Source organism: Sporomusa sp. 246TCP1 (assembly GCF_057319775.1).
Window position 1 is genome coordinate 5,019,544 of sequence record NZ_CM170492.1, and the last position, 19,778, is coordinate 5,039,321.

20 protein-coding genes are annotated in these 19,778 nt (G+C 38.7%); 11 read left to right on the forward strand and 9 right to left on the reverse strand.

The window, feature by feature from the left end:
- Positions 1-65 precede the first annotated feature (65 nt).
- Genes rsmG through mnmE form a run of 3 tightly spaced genes read right to left on the reverse strand, consistent with a single transcriptional unit; the run spans position 66 to position 4,096 of the window.
- Positions 66-785, reverse strand: a complete 720-nt coding sequence (gene rsmG / locus AC1ECB_RS23845) for a 16S rRNA (guanine(527)-N(7))-methyltransferase RsmG (RefSeq protein WP_485666127.1) — start codon at positions 783-785, stop codon at positions 66-68.
- 15 nt (positions 786-800) lie between these two features.
- Entirely contained in the window at positions 801-2,672 is a 1,872-nt protein-coding gene (gene mnmG / locus AC1ECB_RS23850) for a tRNA uridine-5-carboxymethylaminomethyl(34) synthesis enzyme MnmG (protein WP_485666128.1), read from the reverse strand.
- Between the two features lie 38 nt (positions 2,673-2,710).
- Positions 2,711-4,096, reverse strand: a complete 1,386-nt coding sequence (mnmE, locus tag AC1ECB_RS23855) for a tRNA uridine-5-carboxymethylaminomethyl(34) synthesis GTPase MnmE (protein ID WP_485669394.1) — start codon at positions 4,094-4,096, stop codon at positions 2,711-2,713.
- Between the two features lie 342 nt (positions 4,097-4,438).
- On the opposite strand from mnmE, the gene AC1ECB_RS23860 reads away from it, so the two are divergent.
- Positions 4,439-5,344, forward strand: a complete 906-nt coding sequence (locus AC1ECB_RS23860; RefSeq protein WP_485666129.1) for a chemotaxis protein — start codon at positions 4,439-4,441, stop codon at positions 5,342-5,344.
- Positions 5,345-5,536: 192 nt separating this feature from the next.
- On the forward strand, positions 5,537-6,289 hold the full coding sequence (locus AC1ECB_RS23865; RefSeq protein ID WP_485666130.1) for a hypothetical protein: 753 nt from the start codon (positions 5,537-5,539) through the stop codon (positions 6,287-6,289).
- A 58-nt stretch (positions 6,290-6,347) separates the two neighbouring features.
- Here AC1ECB_RS23865 and jag read toward each other — a convergent pair whose 3' ends face one another.
- The 5 genes from jag to rpmH form a co-directional block, all read right to left on the reverse strand.
- Positions 6,348-6,992 carry an RNA-binding cell elongation regulator Jag/EloR gene (jag, locus tag AC1ECB_RS23870; protein WP_485666131.1) on the reverse strand — a complete coding sequence of 215 codons (645 nt, stop codon included), beginning with the start codon at positions 6,990-6,992 and terminating at the stop codon, positions 6,348-6,350.
- Between the two features lie 2 nt (positions 6,993-6,994).
- Positions 6,995-7,651 (reverse strand): YidC/Oxa1 family membrane protein insertase, encoded by a 657-nt coding sequence (locus tag AC1ECB_RS23875; RefSeq protein WP_485669395.1) that lies wholly within the window; start codon positions 7,649-7,651, stop codon positions 6,995-6,997.
- Between the two features lie 43 nt (positions 7,652-7,694).
- Entirely contained in the window at positions 7,695-7,913 is a 219-nt protein-coding gene (yidD, locus tag AC1ECB_RS23880) for a membrane protein insertion efficiency factor YidD (protein WP_211289517.1), read from the reverse strand.
- The gene (gene rnpA / locus AC1ECB_RS23885) at positions 7,913-8,272 is read right to left on the reverse strand and encodes a ribonuclease P protein component (RefSeq protein WP_485666132.1); all 360 of its coding nucleotides are present in this window, start codon (positions 8,270-8,272) and stop codon (positions 7,913-7,915) included. Before rnpA ends, yidD begins: the two co-directional genes overlap by 1 nt.
- A 67-nt stretch (positions 8,273-8,339) precedes the next feature.
- Entirely contained in the window at positions 8,340-8,474 is a 135-nt protein-coding gene (rpmH, locus tag AC1ECB_RS23890) for a 50S ribosomal protein L34 (RefSeq protein ID WP_021168312.1), read from the reverse strand.
- A gap of 502 nt (positions 8,475-8,976) precedes the next feature.
- On the opposite strand from rpmH, the gene dnaA reads away from it, so the two are divergent.
- From dnaA to AC1ECB_RS23930, 8 genes are all read left to right on the forward strand, one after another.
- The gene (gene dnaA / locus AC1ECB_RS23895) at positions 8,977-10,581 is read left to right on the forward strand and encodes a chromosomal replication initiator protein DnaA (protein WP_485669396.1); all 1,605 of its coding nucleotides are present in this window, start codon (positions 8,977-8,979) and stop codon (positions 10,579-10,581) included.
- Between the two features lie 282 nt (positions 10,582-10,863).
- Entirely contained in the window at positions 10,864-11,988 is a 1,125-nt protein-coding gene (dnaN, locus tag AC1ECB_RS23900) for a DNA polymerase III subunit beta (protein WP_485666133.1), read from the forward strand.
- Between the two features lie 111 nt (positions 11,989-12,099).
- Entirely contained in the window at positions 12,100-12,321 is a 222-nt protein-coding gene (locus AC1ECB_RS23905; protein ID WP_485666134.1) for an RNA-binding S4 domain-containing protein, read from the forward strand.
- The gene (gene recF / locus AC1ECB_RS23910) at positions 12,318-13,415 is read left to right on the forward strand and encodes a DNA replication/repair protein RecF (RefSeq protein WP_485666135.1); all 1,098 of its coding nucleotides are present in this window, start codon (positions 12,318-12,320) and stop codon (positions 13,413-13,415) included. Before AC1ECB_RS23905 ends, recF begins: the two co-directional genes overlap by 4 nt.
- 4 nt (positions 13,416-13,419) lie before the next feature.
- Positions 13,420-14,286 carry a DciA family protein gene (locus AC1ECB_RS23915; RefSeq protein ID WP_485666136.1) on the forward strand — a complete coding sequence of 289 codons (867 nt, stop codon included), beginning with the start codon at positions 13,420-13,422 and terminating at the stop codon, positions 14,284-14,286.
- On the forward strand, positions 14,264-14,518 hold the full coding sequence (gene remB, locus AC1ECB_RS23920) for an extracellular matrix regulator RemB (RefSeq protein ID WP_485666137.1): 255 nt from the start codon (positions 14,264-14,266) through the stop codon (positions 14,516-14,518). The genes AC1ECB_RS23915 and remB overlap by 23 nt, the downstream gene beginning before the upstream one ends.
- A 15-nt stretch (positions 14,519-14,533) precedes the next feature.
- The gene (gene gyrB, locus AC1ECB_RS23925) at positions 14,534-16,468 is read left to right on the forward strand and encodes a DNA topoisomerase (ATP-hydrolyzing) subunit B (RefSeq protein ID WP_485666138.1); all 1,935 of its coding nucleotides are present in this window, start codon (positions 14,534-14,536) and stop codon (positions 16,466-16,468) included.
- Positions 16,469-16,672: 204 nt separating this feature from the next.
- Complete coding sequence (locus tag AC1ECB_RS23930; RefSeq protein WP_485666139.1) at positions 16,673-17,206, forward strand: hypothetical protein; 534 nt, start codon at positions 16,673-16,675, stop codon at positions 17,204-17,206.
- On the opposite strand, the gene AC1ECB_RS23935 is transcribed toward AC1ECB_RS23930, so the two are convergent.
- Positions 17,203-17,538 (reverse strand): L,D-transpeptidase, encoded by a 336-nt coding sequence (locus AC1ECB_RS23935; RefSeq protein ID WP_485666140.1) that lies wholly within the window; start codon positions 17,536-17,538, stop codon positions 17,203-17,205. The genes AC1ECB_RS23930 and AC1ECB_RS23935 overlap by 4 nt on opposite strands.
- A gap of 313 nt (positions 17,539-17,851) precedes the next feature.
- Between AC1ECB_RS23935 and AC1ECB_RS23940 the strand changes: the two genes are divergently transcribed.
- The gene (locus AC1ECB_RS23940; protein WP_485666141.1) at positions 17,852-19,777 is read left to right on the forward strand and encodes a serine protein kinase; all 1,926 of its coding nucleotides are present in this window, start codon (positions 17,852-17,854) and stop codon (positions 19,775-19,777) included.
- Position 19,778 lies beyond the last annotated feature (1 nt).

The window sequence follows — 19,778 nt, forward strand, 5'->3', positions numbered from 1 at the left end:
TACAAAACAATTGGGTTATCTATGCTAGTTCTTATATTCTGCAGATAATGGTATTTTCCTTTAAATCATAATGGCTTTTTTTCCGGAGTGCCAGCTTTACGCGGGTAGGTTTGCGGCGTAACCGCAACTTTTTTGATATAAATTACCGCCCGTTTATCGATAAGACCAGGCAATTTCACTGGCTTGATAGTTTCAATTTTCCCGCCAAGCAGAGTAACAGCTTTGGCGGCTTCCCGTACCTCTTCTTCGTATTGAGCTCCCTTCAAAACTATAAACCAGCCACCTACTTTAACAAAAGGCAGACAAAGTTCGCATAATACATTAAGCCTAGCTACAGCCCTCGACACCGCAAGTTGATATTGCTCCCGATATTGTTTGTTTTTTCCTGCTTCTTCGGCCCGGGCATGAACAGTATAAACCCCGTCAAGGGATAAATCATCAATAACCGTCCGTAAAAAATTTAACCGCTTATTTAATGAATCCATTAATGTCAACTTAATATCCTGCTGAAAGATTTTAAGCGGAATACCCGGAAATCCAGCGCCTGTACCAACATCAATTATCCTCACACCAGTAGTAAACAGCTCCTCCTGATAACAAGATAGCGAATCAATCATATGTTTAACAGCCACCTCATACGGCTCTGTAATCGCAGTTAAATTGATCTTTTCATTCCACACTACTAGCTGTTGGTAATAATTATCCATGGCGGCCAGTTGCTCTGGCGCAAGATTCAGCCCATATTCAGCAGCTGCTTTAGCCAGAATATCCTGAAAATGATTCATAGCTAACCCCCTATATTATTGTCTACCCCGCCGCTGCTCCAAATGAACCATCAATATAGAAATATCTGCAGGTGAAACACCGGAAATACGAGCAGCTTGGCCTACTGACAGAGGCTGAATTTTAGTTAACTTCTGGCGAGCTTCCAGTGATAGCCCGCTAATTTGGCTATAATCTATATCTTCAGGCAGACGTTTAGCCTCAAGTTTAGCCGAACGCTCTACTTGCTCAATCTGTTTTTGGATATACCCTTCGTATTTAACAGATATTTCCACTTGTTCACGTACCACAGCTGGTATCTCAGGCAGCGAAAACTGCAGGCGCATCGCCTCATAGCCAACCTCTGTACGTTTAAGTAAATCATATAAAGTAATGCCTGTCCGAAGTTCAGCCGTACCAAGAGCCATCATTTTTTCCTGTATTTCAGGCAACGGAGTAATTTGTATGCTTTTCAACAATTCTAACGTCTGCTCAGTAGCTTCCCGCTTACGAATAAAGCGCTTATACCGCTCATCAGTAACAAGGCCTATATCCCGCCCTTTCTCGGTCAGGCGCAGGTCGGCATTATCTTGCCGCAAAATAAGACGGTATTCTGCTCTCGAAGTCATAATACGATAAGGTTCATTGGTTCCCTTAGTCACCAGATCATCAATCAATACACCAATATAAGCGTCAGCACGAGATAATATAAAGGGTGGTCGCGCTTGTACCTGTAGCGCCGCATTAATCCCCGCTATTAAGCCCTGTGCCGCCGCCTCTTCATAACCGGAAGTGCCATTAGACTGACCGGCAGAAAATAATCCATGTACCTTTTTTGTTTCTAATGTTGGTTTCAACTCAGTAGGGTCAACACAATCATATTCAATCGCATAACCAGGACGCATAATCTCAACCTTTTCCAGACCCGGAATGGTTCGCAAAAAAGCTAACTGGACATCTACCGGCAGACTTGTAGACATCCCTTGAATATACATTTCCGTAGTATTGATTCCTTCTGGTTCCACAAATACCTGATGTGCTAATTTATCAGCAAAGCGTACTACCTTATCCTCAATTGAGGGACAGTAACGCGGTCCTGTCCCTTCAATAATCCCCATGTATAAAGGTGCACGGTGCATATTCTCCCGAATAATGGTATGGGTCTGCTCATTAGTATAGGTCAACCAACAGGGAATTTGTTCGCGAGTAGTGGTATCACTCAAAAAAGAAAAATTATGAGCCAAGTCATCACCAGGCTGAATACTCATTTTACTGGTATCCACAGTCCGCGCATCCACCCGAGCAGGCGTGCCTGTTTTAAACCGCATCAGCGAAATTTCAAGTTCCCTAAGTGCTGTCGACAACTTTTCCGCTGCCCGCTGCCCTGCCGGACCGCCAGGGTAATTAATTTCTCCCAGAATAATTTTACCCCGCAAATATGTACCTGTCGCAATAATAACACAACTAGCACTATATATCTCGCCTAATTCAGTTACTACCCCGGTAACACGCCCATTTTCCACGAGGATATTATCAATTAACGCCTGTTTAACAGCCAAATTAGGCTCAATCTCCATGGTATGCTTCATGGTCAACTGATATAGGCGCTTATCAGCCTGAGCCCTGAGAGCATGCACCGCCGGACCTTTACCAGTATTAAGCATTCGTATTTGAATACATGTCTTGTCGGTATTGACACCCATTTGACCGCCAAGCGCATCAATCTCTCTCACCAAATGGCCCTTGGCCGGTCCGCCAACTGCCGGATTACACGGCATCATTGCAATATTATCCATATTAAGAGTAGTAATTAACGTCCGACACCCCAGTCGTGCTGCAGCCAGCGCTGCTTCACAGCCAGCATGCCCAGCACCAATTACCACAACATCATACTTATCTGCTTGATACAAAATTTTCACCTCATTGTACTACCACTCTTGCCAAATTTCTACTTACCAATACAAAATTGAGTAAATATCTGATCGATAATATCCTCGCCTACTGTATCTCCTGTTATTTCGCCAAGCTTTTCCCATGCAGCCCGGAGATCGACAACAATACAATCTGTTGGCATTCCAGCCTCAATCGTTGCCAAAGCCTCAGTCAGCCTCCCCCGGGCCTGTTCCAGAGCATCAGCTTGGCGAACATTGCTAACAAATGCGGCTTCACCCTGACAAACCTGACCACTATACACCATATCAACAATCACTTGTTCTAGCTCAGCCAAACCTTGACCCTGTTCAACCGAAATCCGTAATACCAACCGGTCATCTGTATATTTTTCTACTTTCTCAAACTCTAACTGGGCAGGTAGATCACTCTTATTAATTAATACAATGGCCTGTTTACCTGATAACAAGGCCAACACCGCTTTATCTTCAGAAGATAATGGCGCAGACGAATCTAGTAACACCAATATAAGATCAGCCTGACCTACTAACTCGCGCGCCCGTTCCACGCCCATTTTTTCCACCACATCGGCAGTTTCGCGAATACCTGCAGTATCAATAATTTTAAGCGGTACACCGCGAATATTAACATATTCTTCAATAATATCTCTGGTTGTACCAGGAATGTCAGTAACAATGGCCCGTTTTTCACGGAGTAAAGCGTTAAGCAAACTCGATTTACCAACATTAGGTTTACCAATTATTACAGTTGCCAATCCTTCGCGTAAAATTCTGCCTGTTTGCGCAGTCGCCAACAAAGCACTAAGTTGTATATCAGCCTCTTGTATTAATTTTGCGACATCATTCGCCGCCGCCTCTTCAATATCCTCTTCTGGAAAATCAATTGCTGCCTCTAGTTGAGCAATCATTCGCAAAATAGTGTGACGCAAGTCTTTCACCTGTTCAGATAACTGACCTGATAAATTGCCAATCGCCGCTTTGAGTGAGGTATCAGTCTTAGCTCTAATAATATCAATTACCGCCTCAGCCTGTGCCAAATCCAACCGTCCATTCAAAAAAGCCCGTTTGGTAAATTCCCCTGGCTCAGCCAACCTTGCTCCCGCTTTCATAGTAAGTGCCAACACTCGTTGTAATGGTACTGGTCCACCATGACAATGAACTTCTACAATATCTTCACAAGTATAAGAGCGGGGAGCGCGCATGATAAGTAGCAATACTTCATCGACCTTTTCACCACTATCCGGATCAATAATATCACCATACAACACTTTATGAGACAGAACGTTAGCCACCTGTTTACCTGCTTTGCTAACAAACAGCTTGTCCGCAATAACTAGCGCTTTACTACCACTTACCCTCACAATACCAATACCGCCTTCACCGATTGAGGTAGCAATTGCGCTAATAGTATCATCACTAGTCAACCCAATCAACACTATTCCACTCCTTACAGGTTTTACTCAAATAAACTACACTTAGAATTGTAACTCATAGTCTATTTTTTATTACTATGTAAATATATAAATATTCCCTGCTCTCTTCCATGTTCCTGCTTATCTTCATAAGCAACCGCTACCACTTTTTCAACTCACAACTGCCTCTCCTGCCTATATTTTAATGCAGAATAGTTATTATTTGCTGAATTAAGTAAAAATACTCAGAAATTTATTATTAGACATGAACTTTTAGCAGGTAAACTAACCATAGCCTAGAAATAATAATTATTGATGTATCCTGCTAGTATATTATTAAAAAAGAAAGAAGGGATGGCAATGTCTGAGAAGGGGATTTTGCTGGAATCCGGAACTAACGAGTTTGAAATCGTTGAATTTTCTATTGGTCCAGTTAGTTATGGCATTAATGTAGCAAAAGTAAGAGAAGTTATTAACCCCCTAACAATCACCAAAATGCCCAATGTTCATCCATGGGTTGATGGTATTTTTACTCTACGCGGACGGGTTATGCCCTTAGTCAACCTGCCCCGCTGCCTGGGTGCTGAGTCATCCACTACTTCACCCAAGGTAATTGTAAGTGAGCTCAATAACTACTTTGTTGCCTTTCTTGTTGACGAAGTATCACGTATTCACCGTATCTCCTGGACAGCCATGGAGCAACCACCCAATATTGCCAACTCTGAAATGGTTGTCGGAATAATAAAAATGGCGGAAAAAATGGTCATTTTATTAGACTTTGAAAAAATAGTAGCTGACATTAACCCGGAAATGAACGAGAAATTTAATCAGATTACTTCCGCAGCCCCTAATGTTATGGATATTCGCAAAAATAAAACCATCTTAATAGCAGAAGATTCCAAACTACTGCGAGATCTATTGTTAGGTACACTGCACAATGCCGGTTATGCCACTATAATTTTAACTGAAAATGGGCAAGATGCCTGGGAAAAAATCGAGAAACTGGCTGCTAATGGTGAACCTATTGAAAATAAACTGCAACTGGTAATCACCGATATTGAAATGCCACAAATGGACGGTCATCATCTCACTAAACGCATCAAGGAAAATGAAAAACTTAAACATTTGCCTGTTATACTCTTCTCCTCACTAATCAATGAAGAAATGCGTTTAAAAGGACAGTCTATTGGCGCTAATGGACAAGTTTCCAAACCAGAGATTGCTGAGTTAATTGATCTAATTGATAAATTCATTCTTTAAAAGAAATGCTACCCGCCGCGGGTAGTATTTCTTTTTCCCTGCTACTTCACTTTATCAATTCTTATAACTATTTATGCCAATTGGCGTTATATATACCTGCAAAGAAATACTACGCAGACAATTTTTCGTTTTTCTTATTATTGTCAATAATCGCCAAGCATTGTACAATATTGATTAAAGTGAGGTGTCTGTATGAGCAGTGAATATAAATATTATAGCATTATTTTAAAAGGATGCTATAATCGTGAAAACTTAGAACGTCGCCTGGAAAAAATTTTGCTGCGCGGACGGTTAGCTATAAAAATGGCTTTGGATACTATGCCCTGTGTTATAATCTATAAAGGTAATGTAGACACTATTATTCCGATCTTTAAAGCTTTGATAACAGAGTATGCAGTTATCACCATTCTTGCAGATGGTGTTCCTCCTACATTACCTATCGCCAAAAAATACAGGGATTTTTCGCATATAAACCCCGATCTACAGGCACTACTCGTCGATATACCTGAAAACCTTTGGCTGGGTGAGGCCATCCACCGTATTATTCCCGCAAGCTTTTTAGATGAAGCTGGTGCCTTAGTAGTGTCCAGCCATGCAATCTATTTCATTGATAAGCCTGCTGGCGATACCAAGTCCCGTTGGTTAATAATCCCTTATGAACAACTTAATGACCCTCTTAATCTTGGTAAACAGGAAACTCAGTTAATCATACATCATCAGGATGCTGCTGGTCAGCAAAATGATGTCTTTACAATACCGCGAGAATTTGTAGCTTCTGCTAAAACATCAATAGAACAAGCAAAATTGGCCGAGAAGTATTTAATTAAAATCAAAACACATTGCATAACCTGTGGCTACAGATCAGAGAATACAATTGCGCATGCACCTACTGAACCACATTGCCAGCATTGCGGCAAACCTTATCAACGTACTATAACCGTATAATCAACAATAAATCTTTATTGGATACGAAATAGTAAAGCCGGGGATATCCCCGGCTTTACTATTTGCTACTATTTTTTAAAGCAATAACTACTTTGCGATAAGGCTCATCACCTTCACTATATGTAACAATTCGATAATCATTCTGCAATGCCATATGGATAATCTTACGCTCCTGCGGACTCATAGGTTCGAGTACCACCTTTTCACCACGCCGTTTAACCTTATCTGCCAAGCGCATCGCCAATCTAGATAATGTTTCCGCCCGCCGTTTACGATAATCCTCCACATCCAGAATAATCCGACTACGCTCAGTCGCCTCGCGATTGGCTGCCAAATTGGTCAGATATTGCAACGCATCCAATGTCTGACCATGTTTACCAATAAGGACACCTAAATCTTCGCCATGAAGATTAATAACCACATGATCGTCATGTGTTATCTTCTCCATGGTAACCGCGATATTCATAGCCTCAAATACTTTTATTAAAAACTGTCTAGCTTCCTCTACCGGATCGATAGCACGAACAGTTACGCGTACTCTGGCAAGCTTAGAACCGATAAACCCGAACAATCCTTTACTAGGAACTTCCAATACCTCATAATCAATTCGATCGCGGGTTACTTCAAGTTCAGCAAGGGCCAGTTCAATTGCTTCATCAATCGTTTTTCCTGTTTTTTCTACAGTATTAAGCTTACCATTCATCCTTAGCGTGCCTCCTCACCAGCAACTGACGATTTATTTCGATACATAAACCACTGTTGAAAAATCTGAAATAAATTGCTTACTACCCAGTAAAGCACTAATCCACCAGGAAATGACAAGCTAATATATCCAATAAACAACGGCATAAATATCATCATCATCTTAGTCTGCTGAGTCATCTCGGCAGTTGTCTGCTTTTGCTGAATATATGTGGTCAAAGCAGATAATACAGGCAATATATATGTAGGATCAGGCTGCGCCAAATCTGTCATCCACAAAAAGCTTGGTGGTTGTTGCATATAATGGTAATCGCGTATAGCAAAGAAAATAGCAATCAAAAACGGCATTTGCACAATTAACGGCAAACAACCGGCCAAAGGATTAACGCCTGCCTCTTTATATAGCGATGCCAATTCCTTATTAAGCTTTTCGGGGTTACCTTTATATTTTTCCTGCAATTGCTTCATCTTAGGCTGAATATCCTGCATGGCTTTCATTGACTTTACCTGCTTGACAGTTAATGGATAAAGCACTGCCTTAATCGCGATGGTGAGCAGAATTATGGCAATACCATAACTGGCAACCCCCATATTCACTGTCAAATCATAGAAGAAAGTCAATGCAGTTTGCATTATATTGCTTAAAAAACCAAAGTTCATAAAATCCAAAAAAATTCCCTCCTGCAAATGGTCGGATGTTTATTTAAACAGGATCATATCCACCAGGATGGAACGGATGACAGCGTAAAATACGCTTAACAGCCATTACCACGCCACGACATACCCCATACTTTTCAATAGCCATAAGCGCATACTCAGAACAAGTAGGCACAAACCGGCAGCTAGGCGGCTTCAATGGGGAAATAAACAGGCGATAAAACTTAATACTACTGATAATAAGCAAAGTAATTATTCGCTTCATTATTTTTCCACCAAAATTTTTGCTTTTGCACAAAGCTCAATAAAAGCTTTGACAATTTGGTCTTTGCCTGCCTTTAACAGTGGCTGGCGGGCAACAAGCACTAGATCAACACCAGTTATAATCATCTCTTGATGATGTCTATAGGCTTCCCTTAATAAACGTTTCAGACGATTACGCATGACAGCCGGGCCCAGTCGTTTACCTGCAGCAAAGCCAATCCGACGGCTGACAGACCGATTAGGCAAGACATATAGCACCAAATATTTATTGGCATATGACTTACCTGATCGATAAACAGTCTGAAAACTTCTATTTTGACAAAGCCTACCCATCTTGGGTAAAATAAACCTTTTGACCATAATTTTTAATCATCCGGTTTCATAAATTTTTTCATCAATGGAAAAAATAGGCCACGAAAGCGGCCTACTATGCTGATAATTTTTTTCTGCCTCTAGCGCGTCTTCTCTTAAGTACAAGACGACCACCATTTGATGACATACGCTCGCGGAAACCATGAGTTCTTTTTTTCCACAATGTATTTGGTTGATAGGTACGTTTCATTATTACACCTCCTTATATATAAGAGAAAAAACTTTCAAATCTACAAAATTTCACTAGTATAGATTATAGACTAGCGCGAGGCCTAATGTCAAGAATATCTGCCTATAACACCTAATTCTATATGTGGATAATTTAATATCTTTTTGGGTATAAGCAAAATATCTTGTTGATAACTGTCACGTGATTTGTTAATATAAACATACTTAGTTATCAACAGACCTCTTGATAACATTACGTAATATCTCTAATTTTATACTTATCCCCATTTTTTTATACTTACTAACAACTTTATCCACAATGGTTGATAACTTACCAATACACATTTCCTGAAATATTTTAACCATTGTTGTATTTTTTTTTCGCCTAAAACACTATCTGAATAAAAGTTATCAACATCTGTTAATAACTTTGTGGATAACTTATGTTAATTACCCTCACATTTTGTGGAAAAATATCGTACGAGGAAGGACTGAACACTATCATGAGCGTCGATACCGCTTATATGGCAAGTATTTGGCAAACAGCTTTGATACATATGAAAAAAGCATTCATCAAACCTCTTTTTGAAACATGGATCAAATCGACAATGCCACTATCAATAAATGATAATGTCATTGAAATTGGCACACCAAAACAATTCGTGAAAGAATGGCTGGAAAGCCGTTATGTACCTGTTATTAAGGCTGCCTTAAAAGCAGCTGCCAATAAAGATTTTGAAGTAATTTTTATTAATATGGATATGGATATCGAAAATGTCGAAGAAGAAACGGCACTCCTTACCATTGAGGACCCGACAATTGAAGTTACACCAGAACTTAATATACTACCTAAAAAAACAGAGATCCAACCAATTATTCCTGGAATTACAGAAAAACCAGTTTCTGATAATGATGCTCTTACTACTACTGACTATTTAAAATACCTTGACGATATTGGTGATATTCCAGAGGCTGCAGCAGCCCTCTCTACCGAAATTTCTCCACCAAATACTGCAGTAACAGATACTACAGATACCACAAAAAGCAATATAAAAAAAGAAAGATACCCTAATCGTTCCAACATAACTCTTCCACCAATTTCAGAAGAGTTTAATTTAAACCCCAAATATATTTTCTCAACTTTTGTAATTGGAAATTCTAACCGGTTAGCCCATGCAGCTTCATTAGCTGTTTCTGAAGCCCCAGCCCAAGTGTATAATCCCTTTTTCATTTATGGCGGCGTAGGTCTGGGAAAAACCCATCTTATGCATGCTATTGGTCACCGTATTAAAGAAAATAACCCTAATAGTAAAGTTGTCTATATATCAAGCGAAAAATTTACTAACGAACTTATTAACTCTATTATTAGCGGCAACCCGGAAAGTTTCCGCCAACGATATCGCAATATTGACGTTCTATTAGTTGATGATATCCAATTTCTTTCTAAAAAAGAGCATACCCAGGAAGAATTCTTTCATACTTTTAACACATTGCATGATGCTAATAAACAAATCATTATTTCCAGTGACAGAGCACCGCGAGAAATCCAAACATTAGAAGATAGATTGCGTTCCCGCTTTGAATGGGGTCTAATAACTGACATCCAACCGCCTGATTTAGAAACACGTATTGCTGTTCTACGAAAAAAAGCCATGATGGAAAGCCTTAATGTTCCTAACGAAGTGATTGTTTATATTGCCAGCCGGATTGAAAACAACATCCGCGAACTGGAAGGCGCACTCATTCGCGTAATTGCCTATGCTTCTCTTAACAATCAGCCAATTGATATTGATTTAGCTACCGAAGCTCTTAAAGATATCTTCCCTGATGGACGACCAAAACAAATAACAACCGATCTTATAAAAGATATTGTTGCTGCCTATTTTAAACTTAAATTAGAAGACCTTTCTGCAAAAAAACGAACCCGTAATGTTGCATTTCCCAGACAAATTGCTATGTATTTATGCCGTGAATTAACCGAAACATCTTTACCAAAGATTGGCGAAATTTTTGGTGGCCGTGATCATACTACAGTAATCCACGCCCATGACAAGATACATAGAGAACGAAATTCGGATGCAAAACTAAATAACACAATAAAAGACCTAATTAAACGCATTGAGTCCTAAGTGTATAACTATGTTTATAACTACCAATATAAGTTGTACACAAAATGTTGATAACTTTAATCTACACTTTTTGTGGTAAAATGTTGATAACTACTATATTACTTATCGACATTTTACCAACATACTTTTTCTATGAATAACAAGCGTTCGACATATTTATCAACATATCAACAGCACCTACTACTATTACGGCTATTTATTACTATATGCATTAATTATTAATAATAGAACCGTCTGTTTTCTTAAATTTTCCTAAATTAATAATATCAAGGAGGTCTTTCAATGAAAATTACCTGTTCCAAAGATAAACTTCACCATGCAGTACAAATCGTTCAAAAAGCAGTTTCTGCTAAAGCGACATTTCTTCTATTATCAGGTATTTATCTATTTGCTGAGAATAATAAATTACAACTACAAGCAACTGACTACGAAATTGGTATCAGTTGCACTATTGATGCCCAGGTAGATATTCCCGGAAAAATTGTTCTGTCTGGTCGCTATTTTCAAGAATTAGTAAAACGTCTCCCTGGCGAAACAGTAGAACTTGCATCTTCCGATGAAGACCATACAATAAAAATTTCAGCAGGCTCATCTCAATTCAATTTATTAAGCCTGCCTGCTGAAGAATTTCCGGTATTACAATCACTATTTCAAAAAGCAAATGGTATAAATTCATTTACTGTCAAAGATAATGTTTTACGAGATATTATCAAAAGAACGACTTTTGCTTGTGCTACAGAAGAAAGTCGGCCAATATTTACAGGAGCCTTATTAGAATTAACCAACAATGATGTCAGAATGGTAGCAACTAATACTCATCGTTTAGCCTTGAAAAAGAGCACTATTGAAAATACAACGAATAGTACTCTAAAAATTGTAATTCCTTCCAAAGTTCTAAACGAATTAGCCAAATTATTAACATCAGAACTTCCAGTTGATGTTTCTATCTGCTGGGAAAAAAGCAAAGTCGCTTTTAGTTTTGATGATGTTTATCTCGAATCACGCTTAATTGAAGGACAATATCCTGAATATAACCGGGTTATACCACCAGAATTTGGAACTGTATCAACTATTAATACAGCGTTATTTATGGATGCTGTGGAGCGTGTCTCACTTATGGCTAAAGATGGCGAATATAATGTTATTAAATTCCAATTTAATGACAATGAAGTTATAATAACCTCTAATAATCCTGATGTCGGCAAAGCTTATGAAACAATTCCCGTAAATACGGAAGGCACCGAGATAGCTATTGCCTTTAATGCCAAGTATGTAACTGATATACTAAAAAATATTGGTACAACTGAACTTCAATTTTCGTTAAATACACCTTTGAGTCCAGCAAGGGTTAAACCTAAAAATGATGAAACCTATACCTATATCATAACCCCGGTTCGGACCAGTTAGCAGTATGAAAAGCAGGCATGTTTCACATACTAGCGTGACAATCGTACTCTGTCGTTATATCCCTACCAAAAAGTTAAAATTTTTGTATAATTTTACTATGGAGGAAAAACCATGGAAGAAATCGAAATATATACTTCAGAAATTAATATTGACCAATTGCTAAAATGGGCAGGTATCATTGACAATGGAGCTCAAATTAAACCATTGCTAGAAGATAAACTAATAAAACTAAATGGTACGACAGTCACAGAGCGCCGGAAAAAAGTACGGATTAATGATGTTATTGCTATTGAGGGAATTGGCTGTTGGAGAATAATTACAGGTGAGGCATGAGAGTAAATCAACTTGTTTTACATAATTTTCGTAATTATGTAAATATAGATATAAATTTTACAGCAAATATTAATGTCTTTATTGGTCCTAATGCCCAAGGTAAAACCAATCTTATTGAAGCTTTATATTTAGCTGCTATGGGGCGTTCACACCGGACTAATACTGACCAAGAATTAATACGCTGGGATCAGTCTGCAGCTAGTATTGAGGTTGTTTTTTTTCGTCAGGACGTCGAAAATTCGTTAAAATTTAAATTTATAACTAGTCAAAACAAGGAGATACTATATAATAGTCACCCCTTACCTGTAAAGGAAATTATCGGCTCACTTAATGCTATATTGTTTTCACCAGAAGATTTAATGTTGATAAAAGGAGCGCCGGTTTTACGTCGGCGCTTTTTGGATAATGAAATATCACAGGCAAATCCTATCTATTACCGGCAATTATTAAACTATAACCGGATACTGGGACAACGTAATAACTTATTGAAAAAGATCAGAGAAGGCAGAGCTGGTACTGATTTGCTTTCCCCTTGGGATGAGCAATTAGCAAAGGTTGCTGCTACTATCACTGAAAAGCGCCTGGAATCTGTAAAAAAGCTCACTATGCTAGCGAATCTTCATCATCGTAAACTTACCAGTAATAGTGAAAATCTTACGGTAAATTATTATTTGAGCGGGGCTAAAAAAGATAAAATAGATAATCTACATAGATGGTATCATGGCCAGTTTGATCAACAACGTAAGCAAGATATCATAAATGGTAGTACTGGTATTGGTCCTCACAGGGATGATCTTATAATTTTAGTTAATGGTAAAAATTTGCGTAATTTTGGCTCACAAGGCCAACAACGGACTGGTGTGTTAGCTATGAAGCTGGCGGAATTAGAATTTATTAAATCAGAAACAGGCGAATATCCTATTTTATTACTTGACGATGTTATGAGTGAACTTGACGCCGCCCGCCGTTCTGAGTTACTCTTATTTATTAGAGAGCGTATCCAGACTTTTATCACCGCTGCTGATGAACAGTATTTTTCCCAAATAAAATTTGGTAAATTTTACCACATACAAAATGGTATGGTAACGGAGTGATAGTATGTTTCGGATAAAGGATGTAATGCCAAGCACTCTAAAATCGCTGGGTGTCACAAAGCAATATAATGCTCAGTCGGTTATTGTTCATTGGCAGGAGATTGCTGGGGAGGAAATTGCAGGTCATGCATGGCCCATATCGATTCAGCGTGGTATATTGCTGTTAGCTGTAAATAATTCGGTCTGGAGTCATCACTTAATGATGTTAAAGTCTGGAATTATTAATAAAATCAATTCATTTCTCAATGAAAAAATGGTAATAGATATAAGGTTTCAAGCAGGAGATTTACGAAAATACCAGAATTGTGAAGAAGATAGGGAAAATACCCCCATATTACAACCTACTAAATTGGACTCAAAAGAATTAGCTTCTGTGTGGCAGGCGACAGAAGCAATACAAGACAATGATTTAAGAAAAAAGTGTTACTATGTATTAATAAAGCAAACTGGGATTAATATAACCAAGAAAAAAGCAGGCTGGCAATCCTGCAAACATTGCAGTGTATTAGTGCCACCAGGACAAAGCTATTGTAGTGTATGCAGTCTTGCATATAAGCAAGAAAGAAAATATGCAATTACTAAGTTGCTAACAGAGGCTCCCTGGCTTACTTATCATGAATCTTGTCAGTTTGTTCCGTGTAGCCCGCGTGAATTCCACACAGGCAAAAAGCGATTAGTTCATAAACTAATTCATGCCTTGTTTGAGCCTGGATGGGACAAGCTTAATGAGGCTACTTTAGTTATGTTAATGACAGGCGTTAAGCCGGATAGAATAAACGAAACAATGGTTAATACTGTAATTAGCAAGATAAAGGGGCGACTTGCGGAAAAAGTCAGGAGGAAAAGCTATGTTTCTGCATCTAGGCGCTGATACTGTTATTCCTTTGCGGAATGTAATTGCTATTTTTGATTTAAAAATTATTAACTCGGCGATTACTAATCAGTACATAAACAAAATAAAAGCAAATAACAAGATCGTTGATATTTCTGATAATAATGCTAAAAGTTTTATTATCACCAACGAGAATATTTATTTTTCAGCAATATCATCGCACACATTAAAAAAAAGAGCTGGTTATATACCAGTTGCAGACGAGGAATAACGGGGGTTACACATAATGGAAGATATAAATAACATAAATGATATGGAAGATACAACAGTAAATGGTGACTATGGCGCGCAGCAAATTCAGGTTCTCGAAGGGTTAGAGGCTGTTCGTAAGCGCCCAGGTATGTATATAGGCAGCACCTCAGCCAGAGGATTACATCACTTAGTTTATGAGGTAGTTGATAATAGTATTGATGAAGCCTTAGCTGGTTTTTGCAACAAAATTTATGTAAAAATACTTCATGATAATAGTATTGTCGTTATTGATAATGGTCGTGGTATTCCGGTAGATATGCATGAAACAGGAAAACCGGCTGTGGAAGTTGTGCTTACCATCCTTCATGCTGGCGGTAAATTTGGTGGTGAAGGATATAAAGTTTCTGGTGGTCTCCATGGGGTTGGTGTTTCAGTAGTCAATGCGTTATCAGTGTGGATGGAAGTAGAGGTAAAACGCAATGGCAAGATTCATTTTATTCGCTTTGAACGCGGCAATACTGTACAAAGCCTCAAGATTATTGGTGAGACTGAAGAAACAGGTACAAAGGTTTCATTTAAGCCTGATCCCGAGATATTTGAAGAATTAGAATATAGTTTTGATACCCTAAAAAGCCGTCTAAGGGAATTAGCGTTTCTTAACCGTAACCTGACTATCATTATGGAAGATGAGCGTACCGAAGAAAAACAAGAGTTTTACTATGAAGGCGGCGTTGTATCCTTTGTTGAATATTTAAATAAAAATAAAGATGTTGTTCATCCTAATCCTATCTATCTAAATGGTGCTAAAGGTACTACGCTTGCTGAAATCGCATTACAATACAATGATGGTTATGCCGAAAATATACATGCATTTGTTAATAACATCAATACCCAGGAAGGCGGCACTCATTTAAGCGGCTTTAAAATTGCCTTAACCAGGGCCATTAATGATTTTGGCCGAAAACTTAATATAATCAAAGAAAACGATGAAAATTTAAGTGGCGAAGATGCACGTGAAGGTTTGACAGCCGTTATCAGCGTCAAACTTCAGGAACCTCAGTTTGAGGGACAAACCAAGACAAAACTTGGTAATAGCGAAGTTAGAGGCGTAATTGATAATATTGTTTCAGAGGGTCTTAATGAATTTTTTGAAGAAAATCCAGCTGTAACCAAGAAAATTATCGAAAAATCTATTATGGCCTCCCGTGCCCGGGAAGCCGCCCGCAAAGCCAGGGAATTAACTAGGCGTAAAAGCGCTTTGGAATCCAGCTCACTACCAGGTAAATTGGCTGACTGCTCAATTAAAGACCCTGATCAGGCCGAAATATATCTGGTGGAAGGTGACAGCGCCGGTGGCAGTGCGAAACAGGGGCGCGACCGTCGCTTTCAAGCTATATTGCCGCTTAGAGGAAAAATTCTTAATGTAGAAAAAGCCCGTATGGATAAAATCCTCAATAATGAAGAAATTAGAGCTATGATTACTGCATTCGGCAGTGGTATTGGTGAAGAATTTGATTTAGAAAAACGCCGTTATGGTAAAATTATTATTATGACAGATGCCGATGTTGATGGCTCACACATAAGAACATTGTTGCTAACTTTTTTTTATCGCCATATGCAGCCATTAATTCAAAATGGTCATGTCTATATTGCTCAGCCACCGCTGTATCTTGTTAAAAAAGGTAAGGAACAATGGTATCTTTATAGTGATGGCGAAATGGATACCCTACTTGATAAAATAGGGCGTGACAATATTAATGTCCAGCGCTACAAAGGTCTAGGCGAAATGAATCCTGAACAACTATGGGAGACAACCATGAATCCTGAAACCAGGACTGTTCTTAGGGTTGATCTTAAGGATGCGATAGCAGCTGATGATATATTCTCAATACTAATGGGTGACAAGGTAGAACCGCGGCGAAAATTTATTGAAGAGAATGCCAGTAAAGTTAGAAATTTGGATATATAAGCGATTATGTTGTTTTAAAAATGACTGGCGGTTTTTACCGTTAGTCATTTTTTTGAAAGGAGCGTTTCACCTGAATCCCCAATATTTTAGCTATGCTGAAACGAGTTCACTATAGTAGTCTCTTTTTTTGCAAGTAACTTATGTATTTTATCGAACATATACTATACAAAATAAGTGTAACCTTGCAAAAAGGAGATGATGTACATGAACGATAGAAAAATTGATAATTGCCAAGGCTGCTGTCAGCTTGAATTTACTATACTGCCAACAAATAGGCCGCCGGTCATTGATGCTGGATTTTGGGTACAGGCGACGGCGAGCGGCGAGGTATGCGGCTATAATAATGGTACCGGTAGTATTTCTTTATCAGCCGAGGGGTTGATCCCTCAAGGTGTATATACTGCTTGGTTTCTTACTGACAGGGGTCTAAAACCAGCTGCACCTACTGATGCTATATATACAGCAGATGGTCTTGACCCTAACCGGTTAGTGGTAAACAGTGACGGAGTATTGAACTATTATATTGCGCCACTTGATTTTAACCCTCTGCGTGGAATACCTTTGCCGGGAAGCAAGGTAAAGGCGGTAATTCAGGGCGTAGTAATTGGTTATCATAGTAATCGTATTACTAATGGTATTATTCCTGGCGATTTTAATATAAATTTTTTTGAACAGCTAACAGCTGGAATTTGTTTTTCCCGCGTTGCTGCTGTAGTGACTACTACTACGGAAGACTAAACTTCAATGGAAACCGGGGTGCCAATAGCTACCATTCCTGATAATTCAAGCACATCCCGGTTATACATACGGATACAACCTTTAGAAACAGCACCGCCAATAGTGGCAGGATTATTAGTGCCATGGATACCATAATGTGGTTGGCTAAGCCCAAGCCACATAACGCCAAACGGACCGCCCGGCTTTGGGGTTTTGCTGGCAATGTGGTAGTTTCCGGTCGGAGTAGCAGTATGTGCTTTTCCAACACCGATAACATAAGTTCTAATTATTGTATTGTTTTTTAATAGAAGTAAGCGTCGTTTGGATAAAAAAATTTTAATTGAATAGCCCAATATTATCACCTCTGTTACCATACTATGATAGGGAACAATGAATGTGAGGCTGGAGATGGTAATGTTATTATGAGTGACATTACTTTTTTGGAAGATACAATAATTTCAAAACGAATAAGTCCAGTGAATATTAGAGAAGCAATAGGTGTTACCAAAACATCTATTGCTTTTTTTTAATTGAGACAGGCCCAAAAATTCAATTGGCGTAATAAATTAGTAAAAAGGTGTAATTGCTTTTGGTGAGGCTGTGTATATTTTATGAATATTTAAAATAGTTTAAGGTTAATCCAAAAAATTAAAGGAGGCTAGTAATATGGCTTATGATTTTGAAAAGCTCATTAAGCAAGATCGCAACGAGCATAAACAATATAAGTTTGATGGTACATTATTAAACTATTTGGCAATCGTAAAAGATAACCCAGGTATAGCGGTATTAGCCCATCAACGAATGCAGGAACTACTAATTAAGTCTGGCATCGAAATTATTAAGACAGAGGAAAATCCACGCCTAAAACGGATATATGGCAACGATATCATTAAGCGTTATAGCTTCTTTGTCAATAAGTTTTTTGGTATTGATAAAAGCATTATGAAGATTATGCGCTATTTCCATTCAGCGGCAATGAAAGGGGAAGAATCCCGCCAGGTACTCTATCTGGTTGGACCAGTAGGAGCTGGTAAATCTTCTATCATGGAAGCGTTAAAGCAGGCGCTAGAAATGAGCCCACCAATTTATATGTTGAAGGATTGTCCGATGCGCGAAGAACCATTGCATCTCATTCCCAAGCATCTTCGTCCTCAGTTTGAAGAATTACTAGGAGTAACTATCGAAGGGGATTTATGTCCGATATGTCGTTACCGGCTAAAACATGATTTTAATGGTGAATTTGAACGGTTTCCGGTTACAACATCAGAGTTTTCCATCCGCTCACGCAAAGGTATTGGCGTCGTTCCGCCAGTTGACCCTAATAATCAAGATACCTCTGTATTATCAGGTTCTGTCGATATATCCAAATTAGATCTTTATCCGGAAGATGACCCCCGGGTGCTGTCTTTAAATGGCGCTTTTAACGTTGGAAATCGCGGCGTAGTAGAATTTATTGAGGTATTTAAAAATGATGTAGAGTATCTCCATACAATGATTACGGCTACCCAGGAAAAATCAATTCCCTCACCAGGTAAAGGGGCTATGATTTATTTTGATGGCATTATTCTGGCTCACTCTAATGAGGCCGAGTGGAATAAGTTTAAATCAGATCATACCAATGAAGCTATTTTGGACCGGATCGTAAAAGTAGAGGTTCCTTATTGTTTGGAACTTGATGAAGAGGTTAAGATATACCGCAAAGTCTTGAAAAATAGCAGTTTTGACGCGCATATTGCTCCCCATACCATTGAAGTCGCCTCTATGTTTGCTATTTTAACCCGCCTGACACCTTCCTCAAAGGTTGACCCGTTGACTAAACTAAAGATATATAATGGCGAAGAAATCGTGGAAAAAGGATCGACAAAACGAATGGATATTGTTGAACTGCGGGATGAAGCGCCTCGTGAAGGTATGACCGGTATATCTACTCGTTTTATTATGAAAGTCCTTGATAATACACTGTCTGAATCTGAATTTAATTGCATTAACCCAATTGCTGTTATTGAAACTATGGTTAAGGCAACCAAGGAGCTAGCCATTGCCGATGATGAAAAGAAACGCTATCTTGGCTTTTTGCAAGATACAATTAAAAAAGAATATAACAAAATTCTAGAAAAAGAAGTAACCAAAGCGTTTATTCATGGCTACCGGGAACAGGCCGAAAGTTTATTTAACAATTATCTTGATCATGCCGAAGCCTATGTCAATGAGACTAAGCTAAAAGATGTAAATACAGGCGAAGAATTAGAACCTGACATCAAATTTATGCAGTCTATTGAAGAACAAATTGGTATTACCAGCACAGCAGCCCAGGGATTCCGCCAAGATGTTACCTCCTACATGTTTTCAATTATGCGTAGTGGCGGAAAAATTGAATATAAGAGCTATGAACCGTTAAAGGAAGCCATTGAAAAGAAGTTAACTGCTTCGGTTAAAGAGCTTTCGCGGATAATTACCCAGGCAAGAGTACGCGACAAAGAACAGGATACTAAGTATAACACCATGGTAGAAGCCATGAAGGATAATGGATACTGCCAGCATTGTTGTAATGTCGTGCTAAAATATGCCGCCAATAATTTATGGAAAGACTAAG

Coding starts and splice junctions, on each gene's coding strand:
- rsmG (WP_485666127.1), bottom strand. CDS start 785: ATGAATCATTTTCAGGATATTCTGGCTAAAGCAGCTGCTGAATATGGG.
- AC1ECB_RS23860 (WP_485666129.1), top strand. CDS start 4,439: ATGGCAATGTCTGAGAAGGGGATTTTGCTGGAATCCGGAACTAACGAG.
- AC1ECB_RS23865 (WP_485666130.1), top strand. CDS start 5,537: ATGAGCAGTGAATATAAATATTATAGCATTATTTTAAAAGGATGCTAT.
- jag (WP_485666131.1), bottom strand. CDS start 6,992: ATGAATGGTAAGCTTAATACTGTAGAAAAAACAGGAAAAACGATTGAT.
- AC1ECB_RS23875 (WP_485669395.1), bottom strand. CDS start 7,651: ATGAACTTTGGTTTTTTAAGCAATATAATGCAAACTGCATTGACTTTC.
- yidD (WP_211289517.1), bottom strand. CDS start 7,913: ATGAAGCGAATAATTACTTTGCTTATTATCAGTAGTATTAAGTTTTAT.
- rnpA (WP_485666132.1), bottom strand. CDS start 8,272: ATGGTCAAAAGGTTTATTTTACCCAAGATGGGTAGGCTTTGTCAAAAT.
- rpmH (WP_021168312.1), bottom strand. CDS start 8,474: ATGAAACGTACCTATCAACCAAATACATTGTGGAAAAAAAGAACTCAT.
- dnaA (WP_485669396.1), top strand. CDS start 8,977: ATGGCAAGTATTTGGCAAACAGCTTTGATACATATGAAAAAAGCATTC.
- dnaN (WP_485666133.1), top strand. CDS start 10,864: ATGAAAATTACCTGTTCCAAAGATAAACTTCACCATGCAGTACAAATC.
- AC1ECB_RS23905 (WP_485666134.1), top strand. CDS start 12,100: ATGGAAGAAATCGAAATATATACTTCAGAAATTAATATTGACCAATTG.
- recF (WP_485666135.1), top strand. CDS start 12,318: ATGAGAGTAAATCAACTTGTTTTACATAATTTTCGTAATTATGTAAAT.
- AC1ECB_RS23915 (WP_485666136.1), top strand. CDS start 13,420: ATGTTTCGGATAAAGGATGTAATGCCAAGCACTCTAAAATCGCTGGGT.
- remB (WP_485666137.1), top strand. CDS start 14,264: ATGTTTCTGCATCTAGGCGCTGATACTGTTATTCCTTTGCGGAATGTA.
- gyrB (WP_485666138.1), top strand. CDS start 14,534: ATGGAAGATATAAATAACATAAATGATATGGAAGATACAACAGTAAAT.
- AC1ECB_RS23930 (WP_485666139.1), top strand. CDS start 16,673: ATGAACGATAGAAAAATTGATAATTGCCAAGGCTGCTGTCAGCTTGAA.
- AC1ECB_RS23940 (WP_485666141.1), top strand. CDS start 17,852: ATGGCTTATGATTTTGAAAAGCTCATTAAGCAAGATCGCAACGAGCAT.